The organism is Pantoea sp. Cr_R13, assembly GCF_029222565.1.
In the GTDB taxonomy this organism is placed as follows: Bacteria; Pseudomonadota; Gammaproteobacteria; order Enterobacterales; family Enterobacteriaceae; genus Pantoea; species Pantoea eucalypti.
On record NZ_JARHXL010000003.1, the window covers coordinates 56,504 to 70,217 of the forward strand.

The window sequence follows — 13,714 nt, forward strand, 5'->3', positions numbered from 1 at the left end:
GGCTTCTGATAGCGGAGGCCGGCTTATTTCACTTCTTCGCCTTTGGCCTGCATATCCGCATGATAGGAAGAGCGGACAAACGGACCGCATGCGGCATGGGTGAAGCCCATCGCCATCGCTTCTTCTTTCATCTCATCAAATTCAGCCGGGCTGACGTAGCGCTGAACCGGCAGGTGGTGACGGCTCGGCTGCAGATACTGGCCCAGAGTCAGCATGGTGACACCGTGGCGACGCAGATCGCGCATCACTTCCACGATTTCGGCGTTGGTCTCACCCAGGCCAACCATCAGACCCGATTTGGTCGGGATATCCGGATGCGCTTCTTTGAACCGCTCCAGCAATTTCAGTGACCATTCGTAGTTAGCGCCCGGCCGCACCTGGCGGTAGACGCGTGGTACGTTTTCCAGATTGTGGTTAAACACATCCGGTGGCGTCGCGGTGAGAATCTCCAGCGCCCGGTCCATGCGGCCACGGAAGTCCGGAACCAGTGTTTCAATTTTAATCGTGGGATTTTTTTCGCGAATCGCGCGGATACAGTCTGCAAAATGTTGTGCACCGCCATCACGCAAATCATCGCGGTCAACAGAGGTTATCACGACGTAGCGCAGGCCCATATCGGCAATCGTCTGCGCCAGTTTTGCCGGTTCGTTAGCATCAGGCGCATTAGGACGGCCATGTGCCACATCGCAGAACGGACAACGACGGGTACAGATAGCACCAAGGATCATAAAGGTGGCAGTACCGTGGTTGAAGCATTCAGCAAGGTTAGGGCAGGAGGCCTCTTCGCAGACTGAGTGCAGCCCGTTTTTACGCATCGCGGCTTTAATGCCCTGAATACGACTGGAGTCAGCTGGCAGCTTGATTTTCATCCATTCCGGCTTACGCAACATCTCCTGCCGTTCAACAGCCACGGTTTTCACCGGGATCAGCGCCATTTTGTCTGCGTCACGATATTTGACGCCGCGTTCCATCTGAATTGGTTTACTCATAAATCAGCAGGTTCCGGTCGGATTGCGATTTGAAAGCGTTCCCACTCAAACCGGGAAGGGGGCTTTCAACTTTATTTGAAAAAAGTGCAAAAATTATATCATTACATCGCCTGCGAAGCAGCCACAGTCAGCACGGATACGTTACATATTTGTAAATTCGCATTCTGCGTTAAGGCTTAACAGGGAGATCGCCTGATATCCATTCAACATTTTCATAACCTGACAGCCGCGCAAAGGCGCTGACCAGCGGAGAACGTACCTGCTCCGTTGTCACCTCTGGCTCGAAATTTTTCAACTGGGTCATGCTCATCCCGGCGTAACCACAGGGATTGATGCGCAGGAAAGGTGATAAATCCATGGCCACATTCAGCGCCAGGCCGTGAAATGAACAGCCTTTGCGGATGCGTAATCCCAGTGAACAGATTTTCTCTTCCCCGACATAAACGCCAGGGGCATCCGCGCGGGCGCGGGCGCTGACGCCGAACTCTACCAGCGTCGCGATCACCGTCTCTTCCAGAATGGTCACCAGCTGGCGCACGCCGAGCTTACGGCGTTTCACATCAATCAGGACGTACATCACCTGCTGTCCCGGCCCGTGATAGGTCACCTGACCGCCACGATCGCTCTGCACCACCGGAATATCGCCTGGCATCAGCAGATGCTCCGCTTTTCCCGCCTGACCCTGCGTAAAGACCGGAGGATGCTCGACCAGCCAGATCTCGTCACGACTCTGGTCATCGCGCTGGTCGGTGTAGTGATGCATGGCGTCGGAGACAGATTGCCAGTCGCACAGACCGGACTGACGGACAAAGAGGGTTTCAACTGACAAAACGATAGCCCGCTAAAGGAAATAACGTTAAGAATAACGTCGGCAAACCGTCAGGCAGAGGCGCCTTGCCGACCCGTAAATTACAGGACCATTCGCACGATTTCGATGTTGCCCAGCTCTTCATACAGGCGTTCAACCTGCTCGATGTGGGTGGCGGTGATAGTGATGTTTACGGAGTGATAGTTGCCTTTGCTGCTCGGCTTAACTTCAGGGCTGTAGTCGCCGGGCGCATGACGTTGCACCACTTCAACCACTTGATCAACCAGCTCCGGTTGCGCCAGACCCATTACTTTGTAGGTAAAAGGGGTAGGAAATTCGAGCAGCTCATTCAGTTTGGTTTTCATATTAACTCCGGTGCATAAAAAACAGGCTCCCGCCTGAGCGGGAGCATCATAATATCCTGTAATGGGGGCAGAGGGGTGATTTTTCAATCACCCCTTACGCTTAACCGAACCAGTGATGGAACATCAGTTTGATGTAATCAACGATACGGCCGAAGAAACCACCCTCAGAGACTTCGTTCAGCACCACCAGCGGACGCTGTTCGATAGTTTTGCCATCCAGCTGGAAGTTGATGCTGCCGACAACCTGGTTTTTCTTCAGTGGCGCGTGCAGTTCTGTATTGGTTAGCACATAGCTGGCTTTCAGATCTTTCATACGGCCACGTGGAATGGTCAGGTAAGCATCTTTTTCCACGCCCAGTTGTACACGGTCATTATCACCGAACCAGACTGGCTCAGAAGCGAACTCTTTGCCTGCTTTCAGTGGCGCAACAGTTTCAAAGAAACGGAAGCCCCAGGTGAGCAGTTTCTTGCTCTCAGTTTCACGGCCTTTATAGGTATGACCGCCCATCACAGCGGAGATCAGGCGCATCTGGCCTTCGGTCGCTGACGCCACCAGGTTGTAACCGGCTGAGTTAGTATGACCAGTTTTGATCCCATCCACGTTCAGGTTGGTATCCCACAGCAGACCATTACGGTTCATCTGACGGATATTGTTGAAGGTGAACTCTTTCTCTTTATAAACAGCATACTCTTCCGGCACGTCGCGGATCAGCGCCTGGCCGATCAACGCCATATCGCGCGCGGAGCTGTACTGACCTTCCGCGTCCAGGCCATGGACGGTCCCGAAGTGGGTATTCTGCAGGCCAAGCGCTTTGACGTAGTTGTTCATCAGGTTAACAAAGGCATCCTGACTGCCAGCGACATAGTCAGCCATCGCAACGCAGGCGTCGTTACCAGACTGCAGGACAATGCCACGGGTCAGCTGTGAAACCGGCACGCGATCGCCTGGTTTCAGGAACATCAGCGAAGAGCCTTTAAACACCGGGTTGCCGGTCGCCCAGGCATCCGGGCCGACGGTCACCAGATCATCCTGATGAATTTTGCCCGCTTTCACGGCCTGACCAATGACATAGCTGGTCATCATCTTGGTCAGACTGGCAGGATCGCGGCGTGCATCGGCGTTTTTCTCTGCCAGCACTTTGCCTGAGTTGTAGTCGATGAGGACATACGCTTCGGCATCAATGTCCGGCACGCCCGGAATCATGGTCTTGAGATTGACGTCATCAGCAATAGCAGCATGGCTGAGAGAGATAGCGATCAGTGATCCCACTGTCAGGCGTTTCAGTAAACGAGATGATTTCAGCGTGTTCATGTGTAGGACTACAACATCCGTGAGTTTGAGGTTAAAAATGTCACTCATCATAACCAATGCCAGATTTTCTGGCACCGGGCATGATGATTGGGTTGTTAGCAGACGTAACCTGCAGTGCTCTGAACCACGGTTCAGCGACGTGTGTTCGTAATAAATGACGCGGCCTGGCCTTCACTGCTCAGGCGCTGTTGCAGCGCAGCCGCTTCGGCGCGGGAGGCATAACCACCAAGCTGTACGCGATAGACATTGTTGCCCGCGTTTTCAACCTTGCCGGGCACACCATAACGCTGGCTCAGGCTTTTCATCATCTGCTGCGCACGCGCCGGATCGTTCAGCGCACCGACCTGCACCACATAGCCATCGGCGGAACCACTGCTGGCTGCTGGCGCAGCGCTGGCGACTGAGGGAGCCGCACTGCTGACGGCTGGCGCGGAACTGGCAGGCGCGGCAGCGGGCGGCTCGTTACCTTCCAGTACACCGTTCGCTAATGGCTGCGGAGCGCCAAGAAAGCCGCTGCTCTGCACCGGTGCGCCCATGTTGTCATTGCTCTGCAGCGTGCTGTTGCTGATGGCTTCAACATTCTGCGCAGGCGGTTCAGCAGGGGCTGCGCTGCCGCCGTTCATCACCGCGCCGCCACTCAGATCCGGGCGGGCAGGCAGAGAGTAGCTCTGTTTGGCTACCACGGTTCCGATGGTGCCGGGACCTGAGAGCGTGCCGTCGGGTGCGACCTTGATGTAGTCGACGCGTACCCGCGAATTGTTAGAGATATTCAGGCGATCACCGGCAGCTCGCGACAGGTCGATAATGCGTCCCGGCGTGTAAGGGCCGCGATCGTTAACGCGCACCACAATCTGACGGCCATTCGCGATATTGGTCACGCGCACATAGCTCGGCAGCGGCAGAGTAGGGTGAGCCGCAGTCAGCGCATCGGGATCGTAAGTTTCACCGGTGGCGGTGCGGTTGCCCTGTGCCTCTTCGCCGTACCAGGTTGCCAGACCGACTTCGCTGTAGTTCGACGGATCTTTGATAATGCGGTAATTTTTGCCGTTAACGCTGTAATCCTGGCTGGTGCCCGGATTGATTGGCTCATAACGTGGCTCAACGCCTGGAATCTCTACCACCGGTCCGTTGTAAGCCGGTTGCGGCGGCGCCGTATTTTGGGGTTCGGGCGTGGTACAGGCCGCCAGAACCAATGATGCCAGTGCAACGCCAAGCCATTCCTTACGCATCTTCAGCCTCTTAGACACTTTTAGATAACATTTTTCGGTGAGTGTGGATCGACATCACAATGCCAAATCCCGCCATAAGCACGATAAGCGCGGAGCCGCCATAACTGACCAGCGGCAGCGGCACGCCAACTACCGGTAAGATACCACTAACCATGCCAATGTTAACGAAAACATAAACGAATAAAATCAGCATTAAACCGCCCGCCATAACACGGCCAAAGGTGGTCTGCGCCCGGGCTGCTACCACCAGTCCCCGCATGATCAGCAGCAGATAGAGGGCCAGCAGCAGCAGTACGCCGACCAGCCCTAACTCTTCGGCCAGAACGGCGAAGATAAAGTCAGTATGACGTTCCGGCAAAAACTCCAGCTGAGACTGGGTCCCCTGCAGCCAGCCTTTTCCGCGCAGTCCGCCCGAGCCAATGGCGATTTTCGACTGGATGATGTGATAACCGGCACCCAGCGGGTCCGTTTCCGGATCGAGCAGCATCATGACGCGGTCGCGCTGATAGTCGTGCATCAGGAAGAACCACAGAATCGGGATAAAGGCGGCGACCAGCAGTACCGCCACGCTAATCAGTTTCCAGCTCATTCCCGAAAGGAAAAGCACAAACAGGCCCGAGGCGGCAATCAGAATCGAGGTGCCGAGATCGGGCTGTGCGGCCACCAGCAGAGTAGGCAGGAAGATCAGAATCAGCGCGATACCGGTATTTTTCAGCGTCGGCGGACAGACATCGCGGTTGATAAAGCGCGCCACCATTAGCGGCACCGCGATCTTGGCAATCTCCGAAGGCTGGAAACGCACAAAGCCGAGATCGAGCCAGCGCTGGGCCCCTTTACTGATCTGTCCAAAAGCATCCACTGCCACCAGCAGGATGACGCAGACAATATAGAGATAGGGCGCCCAGCCTTCATAAACGCGCGGCGGCACCTGCGCCAGCACAATCATGATCACCAGACCCATCGCGATCTGCCCGAGTTTACGCTCCATCATGCCAGGATCCTGTCCGCTGGCACTCCAGATCACCACGGCGCTGTAGGTCAGCAGCGCGAGAATGATCAGCATAAACATCGGATCGATGTGGATGCGCATCCAGATCGATCGTTTCTGCGGACTATCTTGCATCGACATGTTTATTCACCTTCATAACCGGGCGGCACAGGGGCGGCGTCCGGCAGAACTGTATTGTTATCACCCAACATAATGTGATCCAGAATCTGGCGCATGACGGTGCCGACAGCCGGACCGGCGCCACCGTTTTCCAGGATGATGGTCACAGCGACCCGAGGTTTGTCATAAGGGGCAAACGCGGTCATTAATTTATGATCGCGTAATCGTTCAGCAATTCTATGGGCGTTATACGTTTCGTTCTCTTTCAGGCCGAAGACCTGTGCGGTACCGGACTTGGCTGCGATTTTATAGGGCGCATCAGCAAAACTCTTGTGCGCGGTACCGTTAGGGCGATTCGCCACGCCGTACATGCCATCTTTGGCGATTTCCCAGAAGCCGGAATGGATATCACCAATCGGGGCCTCAGGCGGCTGACGATAGGGCACCAGGGTACGACCTTCGCGGGTAGCACGCAGCATATGCGGCACCTTGACGACACCGTCATTGATTAAAATCATCATCGCTTTGTTCATCTGCAGCGGGGTTGCCGTCCAGTAACCCTGACCGATCCCCACCGGAATGGTATCACCCTGATACCACGGCTTTTTAAACCGTTTCATTTTCCAGTCGCGGGTAGGCATATTACCGGCGCTCTCCTGCGGTAAATCGATGCCGGTACGGCTGCCATAACCAAATTTGTTCATCCACTCCGACAGGCGGTCAATACCCATGTCGTAGGCGACCTGATAGAAGAAGGTATCGGCAGACTCTTCCAGTGCTTTGGTGACGTTCAGACGGCCGTGGCCCCACTTTTTCCAGTCACGAAAACGCTTTTCTGAACCCGGAAGCTGCCACCAGCCGGGATCAAACAGACTGGTGTTACGGTTGATCACGCCCGCACTCATGGCAGAAACCGCGACATAAGGTTTGACTGTGGAAGCCGGTGGATAAGCCGCCTGAATGGCGCGGTTGTAGAGCGGGCGGTTTTCATCTTCCAGCAGTCCACGGTAATCCTTACTGGAAATACCGTCGACAAATAAGTTGGCATCGTAGCTCGGCGTGGAGACCATGGCGAGAATTTCGCCGGTGCGCGGGTCGCTGACCACTACTGCCGCGCGACTTCCCGCCAGCAGAGTCTCGACATATTGCTGCAGTTTGAGATCGATCGTCAGATAGATATCACGCCCAGCCTGAGGTGACTCCTCATGCAACTGGCGAATAACGCGGCCACGGTTGTTGACCTCAACCTCTTCAAAGCCGGTTTTGCCGTGCAGCAAACTCTCGTAATACGCTTCAATCCCCAGCTTACCGATATCGTGTGTTGCGGCATAGTTCGGCCATATGCCCTCTTTATCGAGGCGGGCAACGTCACGGTCGTTGATTTTTGACACGTAGCCAACGACATGCGTCAGCGTGGCACCGTAAGGATAGTAGCGGCGCTGATAACCTTTCACTTCCACGCCGGGGAAACGGTACTGATTAACCGCAAAGCGCGCCACCTGCACTTCATTCAGACCGGTTTTAACCGGGATAGAGGTGAAACGACGTGAGCGTTTACGCTCTTTCTGGAAATTCTCGAGGTCTTCATCCGTCAGCTCAAGAACCGGACGTAAGTTTTCCAGTGTCTGTTGCAGGTTATCGACTTTTTCCGGGACAAGTTCTGCCTGATAGATGGTGCGGTTCAGTGCCAGCGGGGTGCCGGTACGATCGTAAATTATGCCGCGACTGGGCGCGACAGGCACCAGTTTGATGCGGTTCTGGTTAGAGCGGGTGCTGTAATCATCAAAGCGAAGAATCTGCAGGTGGTAGAGGTTAACCACCAGGATTGACGAGAGCAGTAAGATACCGACGAAGGCGATAAACGCCCGACGGACAAAGAGTTTCTGTTCGGCGCTGTAATCGCGAAAGGCGTTGCTTTGTAATTTCATCCGCTACTTGTCATGTCTGATGTGGGCTGATCGGTCATTCACGATGATAAGGATGATTTGTCGTTATACTCCAGGCACGATACAGACTTTCGGCTACCAGCACGCGCACCAGCGGATGGGGCAACGTCAATGCTGACAGTGACCAGCTCTGTTCTGCCGCCGCTTTACAGGCGGGGGCCAGGCCTTCGGGCCCGCCAATCAGCAGGCTGACATCGCGACCATCAAGCTTCCAGCGTTCAAGCTGCTGTGCCAGCTGCGGGGTTTCCCACGGTTGGCCCGGAATATCCAGCGTGACGATGCGATTACCTTTGCCGACCGCCGCCAGCATCGCTTCACCTTCTTTTTCAAGAATGCGTTTGATATCAGCATTTTTACCGCGCTTTCCTGCGGTAACTTCGATCAGCTCAAACGGCATATCTTTCGGGAAGCGGCGCAGGTATTCCATAAAACCGGTCTGCACCCAGTCAGGCATTTTGGTGCCGACGGCAACAAGTTGCAGTTTCACCGATTAGCCCCAGAGTTTTTCCAGCTCATACAGCTGGCGACTCTCTTCCTGCATCACATGCACGATGACATCGCCCAGATCAACCACGACCCAGTCTGCCGCGCTTTTACCTTCAATGCCTAATGGCATCAGGCCAGCTAAACGGGATTCCTGCTCAACGTGTTCTGCGATCGAAGTCACATGACGCGTGGAGGTGCCGGTGCAGATGATCATGTAATCGGTGATGCTGGATTTGCCCTGAACGTCGATGGTAACAATGTCCTGGCCTTTAAGATCATCAATCTTATCAATAACGAACTCTTGGAGTGCTTTACCTTGCAAAAGGTTCCCCTTGGAATCTGGTAGTAATGAGCCGGCTGTAAGCCCGGAGAGTGCAGCCAAAAAATTAAGCGGCGCAGTATAGCATGCCCGGATCAGTCGCGATATAAGCCTTCGCGGTCGATATAGTCGATAACCGCAGCGGGTAACAGGTCATCGCAGGGCTGATTTTGATGGCGACGGCGGCGAATTTCGGTCGCCGAAATGTCATAGAGTGGGGTTTCCGCCAGCCAGATATGCCCTGCGGGCTGCTGATGCAGCTGCCGGATATCCTGAGCGACGTGTTGCTCAAGCCACGCCTGCATCTCTGGCGAGTCGAACCGGGTCGGATAGCCGGGACGCTGGCAGACCAGCAGATGGCAGAGTGACAGCAGATCCTGCCAGCGATGCCATTTGGACAGGCTCAGCAGGGAATCCTGACCAATGATAAAGGCCAGCGGCTGCTCAGCACCGCGTTCTGCGCGCCAGGCTTCCAGGGTGGTCACGGTCCAGGAAGGTGTGTCACGTTCCAGCTCCCGGGTATCTATCTCAAACAGCGGTAAGCCGCGGATAGCACAGCGCAGCATAGCAACCCGTTGGGTCGCGCTCGCTTCCGGTTGCGGACGGTGCGGGGGCACATTGTTGGGCAGCAGCGTCACCCGTTTCAAGCCAGTCTGTTGTGCCAGCGCTTCCACCGGGCGCAGATGGCCAAAATGGATCGGATCGAAGGTGCCACCAAACAGTGCGTGTAACTCAGACATGGGCAAAGCTCGTCGGAAAAGCGCGACTGCTGAGCAGCAGCGTCAGGGTTTGCAACTGCGGCCACACTGACTGACCATAATCCTGCTTCAGGGCGATCTCAATCTGACTCAGCAGATGGATGGCGCGTTGCAGACGCGTCGCATCCAGTCGCTGGAGTGCGTCGGTGAACAGCGCGCGGCGGTTTTGCCAGATACGCTGCTGATCCATCAGCGTGCGCAGTGGTTGCTGCGCCTGATGGCGTTGCAGATGCAACAGCGTCAGCAGATCGCGCTGCAGCGTACGCAGCAGAATCACGACTTCGCTCTCTTCTTTCTCCAGCTGGTGCAGGATATGCAAGGCGCGACGGCTTTTACCCGCCAGCAGGGCATCTACCCAGTGGAAGGGCGTGAAGTGCGCGGCATCACTGACTGCTTCTTCGACCCGGGGCAGTGTTAGCTTGCCGTCCGGCCACTGCAGTGAGAGCCGCTCCAGAGCCTGCGCCAGCGCCAGCAGATTACCTTCATAGCAGTAACACAGCAGCTGTACTGCCGCGTCATCCACGGATAATTTCAGCGCTTTCGCGCGATTGACCACCCAGCGTGGCAATTGTGCCTGCTCAGGTGTCTGGCAGGGCACTACAACCGCAGAGGCAGCCAGTGCCTTAAACCAGGCGCTGTTTTCCTGCGCTTTGGTCAGCTTTGGCATCCGGCAGATCAGCAGAATATCGGCGTGCAGCAGCTGAGAGAACTTAACCAGCTGCTCGGCCATGGCGGCGTTGGGGCCATTCTCGGGGAATTGCAGTGTCATCGTCTGACGCTGGGCAAACAGACTCAGTGACTGGCAGCTGACGAACAGACTCTCCCAGTCGGTCTGGGCATCCAGCGTAAAACTAAAATGTTCGTCGAATCCCTGTGTGGTTGCGGCGGCACGGATGGCATCCGCGCTTTCCTGCAACAGCAGCGGTTCGTTACCGGCTAACAAATAACAGGCGCGCAGCCCCTCACGGAGCTGCGCGCTGAGTTGCTCAGGATAAATCCTGATCATTGCAGGCTGGTAGCAGAGGAAGAGGGCGCTTCCTGTGAACCCTGACCTGGCACCGAAATGACAGACGCCGGTAAGGTCTCTTTGTTGTTGATCTGTGCGGCATGCACTGTCAGCAGTTTACGAACCAGCTGTTCGGCAGCACGCTGACGCATCTCCTGCGTAATCAGATCCTGTTCGGCATCTTTCGCCAGCGCCGCATTCGGGTTATCGAAGAACGAACGATAAACCGTGGTGCTGATAGGATAGATACCTTTGCCCGGTAGCAGAACCTGCGCCGTAAGCGTCATGACCAGCTGATACTCAGCAGAGGTGCCGCTGATAAAGACCGACGCTGTGTTACGGCCCGACAGTTCCGGACCCAGACGCAGGGTTGGAATATCGGTGCGGGTCTGTTTCGTGTCTTCAACAATGGTGACATCGTTGATGCGCAGTTGCTGGCGCACAGTACGCGCCAGCGGTCCATAAGGATCGCCGGTTGAAACAATCAGGGTTTTCAGTTCGCTGGGCACCTGCGTGGTGCCGCGCGGATGAAAACCACAGCCAGCGGTGACAACCACCGCCAGCATGACAAACAGCCTGATAATCGGATGTCGCACAGTTCCTCCTGAACTTAACCTACGACCAGGTTAAGCAGTTTGCCCGGTACATAAATGACTTTACGGATAGTCACGCCGTCCAGATACTTCGCCACCAGATGCTCCTGTGCAGCGCGTGCCTGAACCTGTTCCTGTGTTGCATCGGCAGGCACGGTGATTTTGCCGCGCACTTTACCGTTAACCTGCACCACCACCAGCAGCGAATCTTCAACCATAGCGGCTTCATCAGCAACCGGCCAGCTCGCTTCATCGATGGTGCCTTCGCCACCCAGCGTCTGCCACAGAACATAGCAGGCGTGCGGGGTAAACGGATAGAGCAGACGGACGATGGCCAGCAGCGCTTCCTGCATCAGGGCGCGATCCTGCTCGCTCTCCTGCGGAGCGCGGGTCAGCTTGTTCATCAGCTCCATGATCGCTGCAATAGCGGTGTTGAAGGTCTGACGACGGCCAATATCATCCGCCACTTTGGCGATGGTTTTGTGCAGGTCACGACGCAGCGATTTCTGCTCGTCATTCAGGCTATCCACATCCAGTGCCACGGTCGCACCCTGTGAGGTGTGCTCGTAGACCAGCTTCCAGACACGTTTCAGGAAGCGGTTAGCCCCTTCAACGCCCGATTCCTGCCACTCCAGCGTCATATCTGCTGGCGAAGCAAACATCATAAACAGACGTACGGTATCGGCGCCGTAACGCTCAACCATCAGCTGTGGATCGATGCCGTTGTTTTTCGACTTCGACATTTTGCTCATGCCCGCGTAGATCACGTCGCGGCCCTGCGTGTCGGTCGCTTTAATAATGCGGCCTTTCTCGTCACGCTCAACTTCAACGTCAACCGGGGAAACCCAGTTACGTTCGCCGTTGTTGCCCAGGTAGTAGAAGGCATCAGCCAGTACCATGCCCTGGCACAGCAGACGTTTTGCTGGCTCATTAGAGTTCACCAGGCCCGCGTCACGCAGCAGCTTGTGGAAGAAGCGGAAATACATCAGGTGCATGATGGCGTGTTCAATCCCGCCTACATACTGATCGACCGGCAGCCAGTAGTTTGCTGCGGCCGGGTCCAGCATGCCTTCCTTGTAGCTGGCGCAGGTATAACGCGCATAGTACCAGGAGGACTCCATAAAGGTGTCAAAGGTGTCCGTTTCACGCAGCGCTGGCTGACCGTTTACTGTGGTTTTCGCCCACTCCGGATCGGCTTTGATCGGGCTGGTAATGCCATCCATCACCACATCTTCCGGCAGGATAACCGGCAGCTGGTCTTCAGGTGTCGGCATCACAGTGCCATCTTCCAGCGTCACCATCGGGATAGGTGCACCCCAGTAGCGCTGACGGGAAACACCCCAGTCGCGCAGACGGTAGTTCACTTTACGTACGCCCACGCCTTTTGCCGCCAGTGAATCCGCGATAGCGTTAAAGCCAGTTGCGTGATCCATGCCGTTGAACTCACCCGAGTTGAACAGGGCGCCTTTATCCGTCATCGCCGCAGCGCTAACGTCAGGAATGGAGCCATCCAGGTTGAGGATGACCGGCTTGATCGACAGATCGTATTTAGTGGCAAACTCCCAGTCACGCTGGTCGTGTGCCGGAACCGCCATAACGGCACCGGTGCCGTATTCCATCAGGACGAAGTTGGCGACCCAGACCGGAAGCAGCTCACCGGTCAGCGGATGAATAACAGACAGGCCGGTCGCCATGCCTTTCTTCTCCATGGTCGCCATATCGGCTTCGGCCACTTTGGTATTACGGCATTCCGCAATAAAGTCAGCCAGTGCCGGATTATTGACTGATGCCTGAGTGGCCAGAGGATGACCTGCTGCGACAGCCACATAGGTTGCGCCGATAAAGGTATCCGGGCGGGTGGTGTAGACAGTAACTTTCTCTTCGCTCTCTGCCACGTCGAAAGTGATTTCGACGCCTTCAGAACGACCAATCCAGTTACGCTGCATGGTTTTGACCTGTTCAGGCCACTCTTCCAGCGTATCCAGATCGTTCAGCAACTCTTCCGCATAATCGGTGATTTTGATAAACCACTGCGGGATCTCTTTACGCTCAACTTTGGTGTCGCAGCGCCAGCAACAGCCATCGATCACCTGCTCGTTCGCCAGCACCGTCTGATCGTTCGGGCACCAGTTCACTGCGGAGGTTTTTTTATAGACCAGGCCTTTTTCATACAGTTTGGTAAAGAACCACTGTTCCCAGCGGTAGTACTCAGGCTGGCAGGTGGCCAGTTCACGACTCCAGTCATAGCCAAAGCCCAGCAGTTTGAGCTGGTTTTTCATGTAGGCGATGTTGTCGTAAGTCCAAGGGGCAGGTGCAGTATTGTTTTTAACCGCAGCGCCTTCCGCAGGCAGGCCGAAAGCATCCCAGCCAATCGGCTGTAGCACGTTTTTGCCGAGCATACGCTGATAGCGCGCGATTACGTCGCCGATGGTGTAGTTACGAACGTGACCCATGTGCAGGCGGCCAGAAGGATAGGGCAACATGGAGAGGCAATAGTATTTCTCTTTACCTTCCTGCTCAGTCACTTTAAACGTTTCGTTTTCATCCCAGTGCTGCTGCACACGGGATTCAATTTCTTCCGGGCGGTATTGCTCTTGCATGGCTGCCTGTGGTCCTTTATGAAAAACATTTTTCTGGCTCTAAGATCCGCATAGCATACCCATAAGGCCGCGTATCAACAACACTTCCCACTTTTGCTGGCACGATTTCTGCCGAAAGCGTCAGCCTCTTCACCCTTTTGTAATTCACTGTACAGACGACACGGCAAAAGCAACATTACGACTAAACTTAAGTCA

At 55.4% G+C, this 13,714-nt stretch carries 13 protein-coding genes; all 13 read right to left on the reverse strand.

Translation table 11 applies throughout. The annotated features are described in order from the left end of the window. Window positions 1-23: 23 nt before the first annotated feature. The 13 genes from lipA to leuS all read right to left on the reverse strand — a co-directional run bounded on the left by lipA (window position 24) and on the right by leuS (window position 13,519). Window positions 24-989, reverse strand: coding sequence for a lipoyl synthase (lipA, locus tag P2R09_RS01350; protein ID WP_003854032.1), 966 nt, complete (start codon window positions 987-989; stop codon window positions 24-26). Window positions 990-1,158: 169 nt separating this feature from the next. Continuing rightward, window positions 1,159-1,818 (reverse strand): lipoyl(octanoyl) transferase LipB, encoded by a 660-nt coding sequence (lipB, locus tag P2R09_RS01355; protein WP_275766391.1) that lies wholly within the window; start codon window positions 1,816-1,818, stop codon window positions 1,159-1,161. A gap of 80 nt (window positions 1,819-1,898) precedes the next feature. Continuing rightward, window positions 1,899-2,162, reverse strand: a complete 264-nt coding sequence (ybeD, locus tag P2R09_RS01360) for a DUF493 family protein YbeD (RefSeq protein WP_003854030.1) — start codon at window positions 2,160-2,162, stop codon at window positions 1,899-1,901. Between the two features lie 100 nt (window positions 2,163-2,262). Further along, window positions 2,263-3,474, reverse strand: coding sequence for a D-alanyl-D-alanine carboxypeptidase DacA (gene dacA / locus P2R09_RS01365; protein WP_003854029.1), 1,212 nt, complete (start codon window positions 3,472-3,474; stop codon window positions 2,263-2,265). A 131-nt stretch (window positions 3,475-3,605) separates the two neighbouring features. Continuing rightward, a complete protein-coding gene (gene rlpA, locus P2R09_RS01370) occupies window positions 3,606-4,703 on the reverse strand; it encodes an endolytic peptidoglycan transglycosylase RlpA (RefSeq protein ID WP_275766396.1) in 1,098 nt (365 codons plus the stop codon). Between the two features lie 10 nt (window positions 4,704-4,713). Then, window positions 4,714-5,826, reverse strand: a complete 1,113-nt coding sequence (gene mrdB, locus P2R09_RS01375) for a peptidoglycan glycosyltransferase MrdB (RefSeq protein WP_033743010.1) — start codon at window positions 5,824-5,826, stop codon at window positions 4,714-4,716. Window positions 5,827-5,834: 8 nt separating this feature from the next. Beyond that, window positions 5,835-7,739, reverse strand: coding sequence for a peptidoglycan DD-transpeptidase MrdA (gene mrdA / locus P2R09_RS01380; RefSeq protein WP_275766399.1), 1,905 nt, complete (start codon window positions 7,737-7,739; stop codon window positions 5,835-5,837). A 34-nt stretch (window positions 7,740-7,773) separates the two neighbouring features. Next, window positions 7,774-8,244 (reverse strand): 23S rRNA (pseudouridine(1915)-N(3))-methyltransferase RlmH, encoded by a 471-nt coding sequence (gene rlmH, locus P2R09_RS01385; protein ID WP_008103678.1) that lies wholly within the window; start codon window positions 8,242-8,244, stop codon window positions 7,774-7,776. A 3-nt stretch (window positions 8,245-8,247) separates the two neighbouring features. Then, complete coding sequence (rsfS, locus tag P2R09_RS01390) at window positions 8,248-8,565, reverse strand: ribosome silencing factor (protein WP_275766406.1); 318 nt, start codon at window positions 8,563-8,565, stop codon at window positions 8,248-8,250. Between the two features lie 92 nt (window positions 8,566-8,657). After that, a complete protein-coding gene (gene nadD, locus P2R09_RS01395) occupies window positions 8,658-9,302 on the reverse strand; it encodes a nicotinate-nucleotide adenylyltransferase (RefSeq protein WP_275766409.1) in 645 nt (214 codons plus the stop codon). Further along, on the reverse strand, window positions 9,295-10,326 hold the full coding sequence (gene holA / locus P2R09_RS01400) for a DNA polymerase III subunit delta (protein ID WP_275766411.1): 1,032 nt from the start codon (window positions 10,324-10,326) through the stop codon (window positions 9,295-9,297). The genes nadD and holA overlap by 8 nt, the downstream gene beginning before the upstream one ends. Next, entirely contained in the window at window positions 10,323-10,922 is a 600-nt protein-coding gene (gene lptE, locus P2R09_RS01405; protein ID WP_275766414.1) for an LPS assembly lipoprotein LptE, read from the reverse strand. Before lptE ends, holA begins: the two co-directional genes overlap by 4 nt. A gap of 14 nt (window positions 10,923-10,936) precedes the next feature. After that, window positions 10,937-13,519, reverse strand: coding sequence for a leucine--tRNA ligase (gene leuS, locus P2R09_RS01410; protein ID WP_275766416.1), 2,583 nt, complete (start codon window positions 13,517-13,519; stop codon window positions 10,937-10,939). Window positions 13,520-13,714 lie beyond the last annotated feature (195 nt).

Excerpts from the sequence above, each read along its gene's own strand:
- lipA (WP_003854032.1), bottom strand. The coding sequence starts at position 989 with ATGAGTAAACCAATTCAGATGGAACGCGGCGTCAAATATCGTGACGCA.
- ybeD (WP_003854030.1), bottom strand. The coding sequence starts at position 2,162 with ATGAAAACCAAACTGAATGAGCTGCTCGAATTTCCTACCCCTTTTACC.
- dacA (WP_003854029.1), bottom strand. The coding sequence starts at position 3,474 with ATGAACACGCTGAAATCATCTCGTTTACTGAAACGCCTGACAGTGGGA.
- rlpA (WP_275766396.1), bottom strand. The coding sequence starts at position 4,703 with ATGCGTAAGGAATGGCTTGGCGTTGCACTGGCATCATTGGTTCTGGCG.
- mrdB (WP_033743010.1), bottom strand. The coding sequence starts at position 5,826 with ATGCAAGATAGTCCGCAGAAACGATCGATCTGGATGCGCATCCACATC.
- mrdA (WP_275766399.1), bottom strand. The coding sequence starts at position 7,739 with ATGAAATTACAAAGCAACGCCTTTCGCGATTACAGCGCCGAACAGAAA.
- nadD (WP_275766409.1), bottom strand. The coding sequence starts at position 9,302 with ATGTCTGAGTTACACGCACTGTTTGGTGGCACCTTCGATCCGATCCAT.
- holA (WP_275766411.1), bottom strand. The coding sequence starts at position 10,326 with ATGATCAGGATTTATCCTGAGCAACTCAGCGCGCAGCTCCGTGAGGGG.
- leuS (WP_275766416.1), bottom strand. The coding sequence starts at position 13,519 with ATGCAAGAGCAATACCGCCCGGAAGAAATTGAATCCCGTGTGCAGCAG.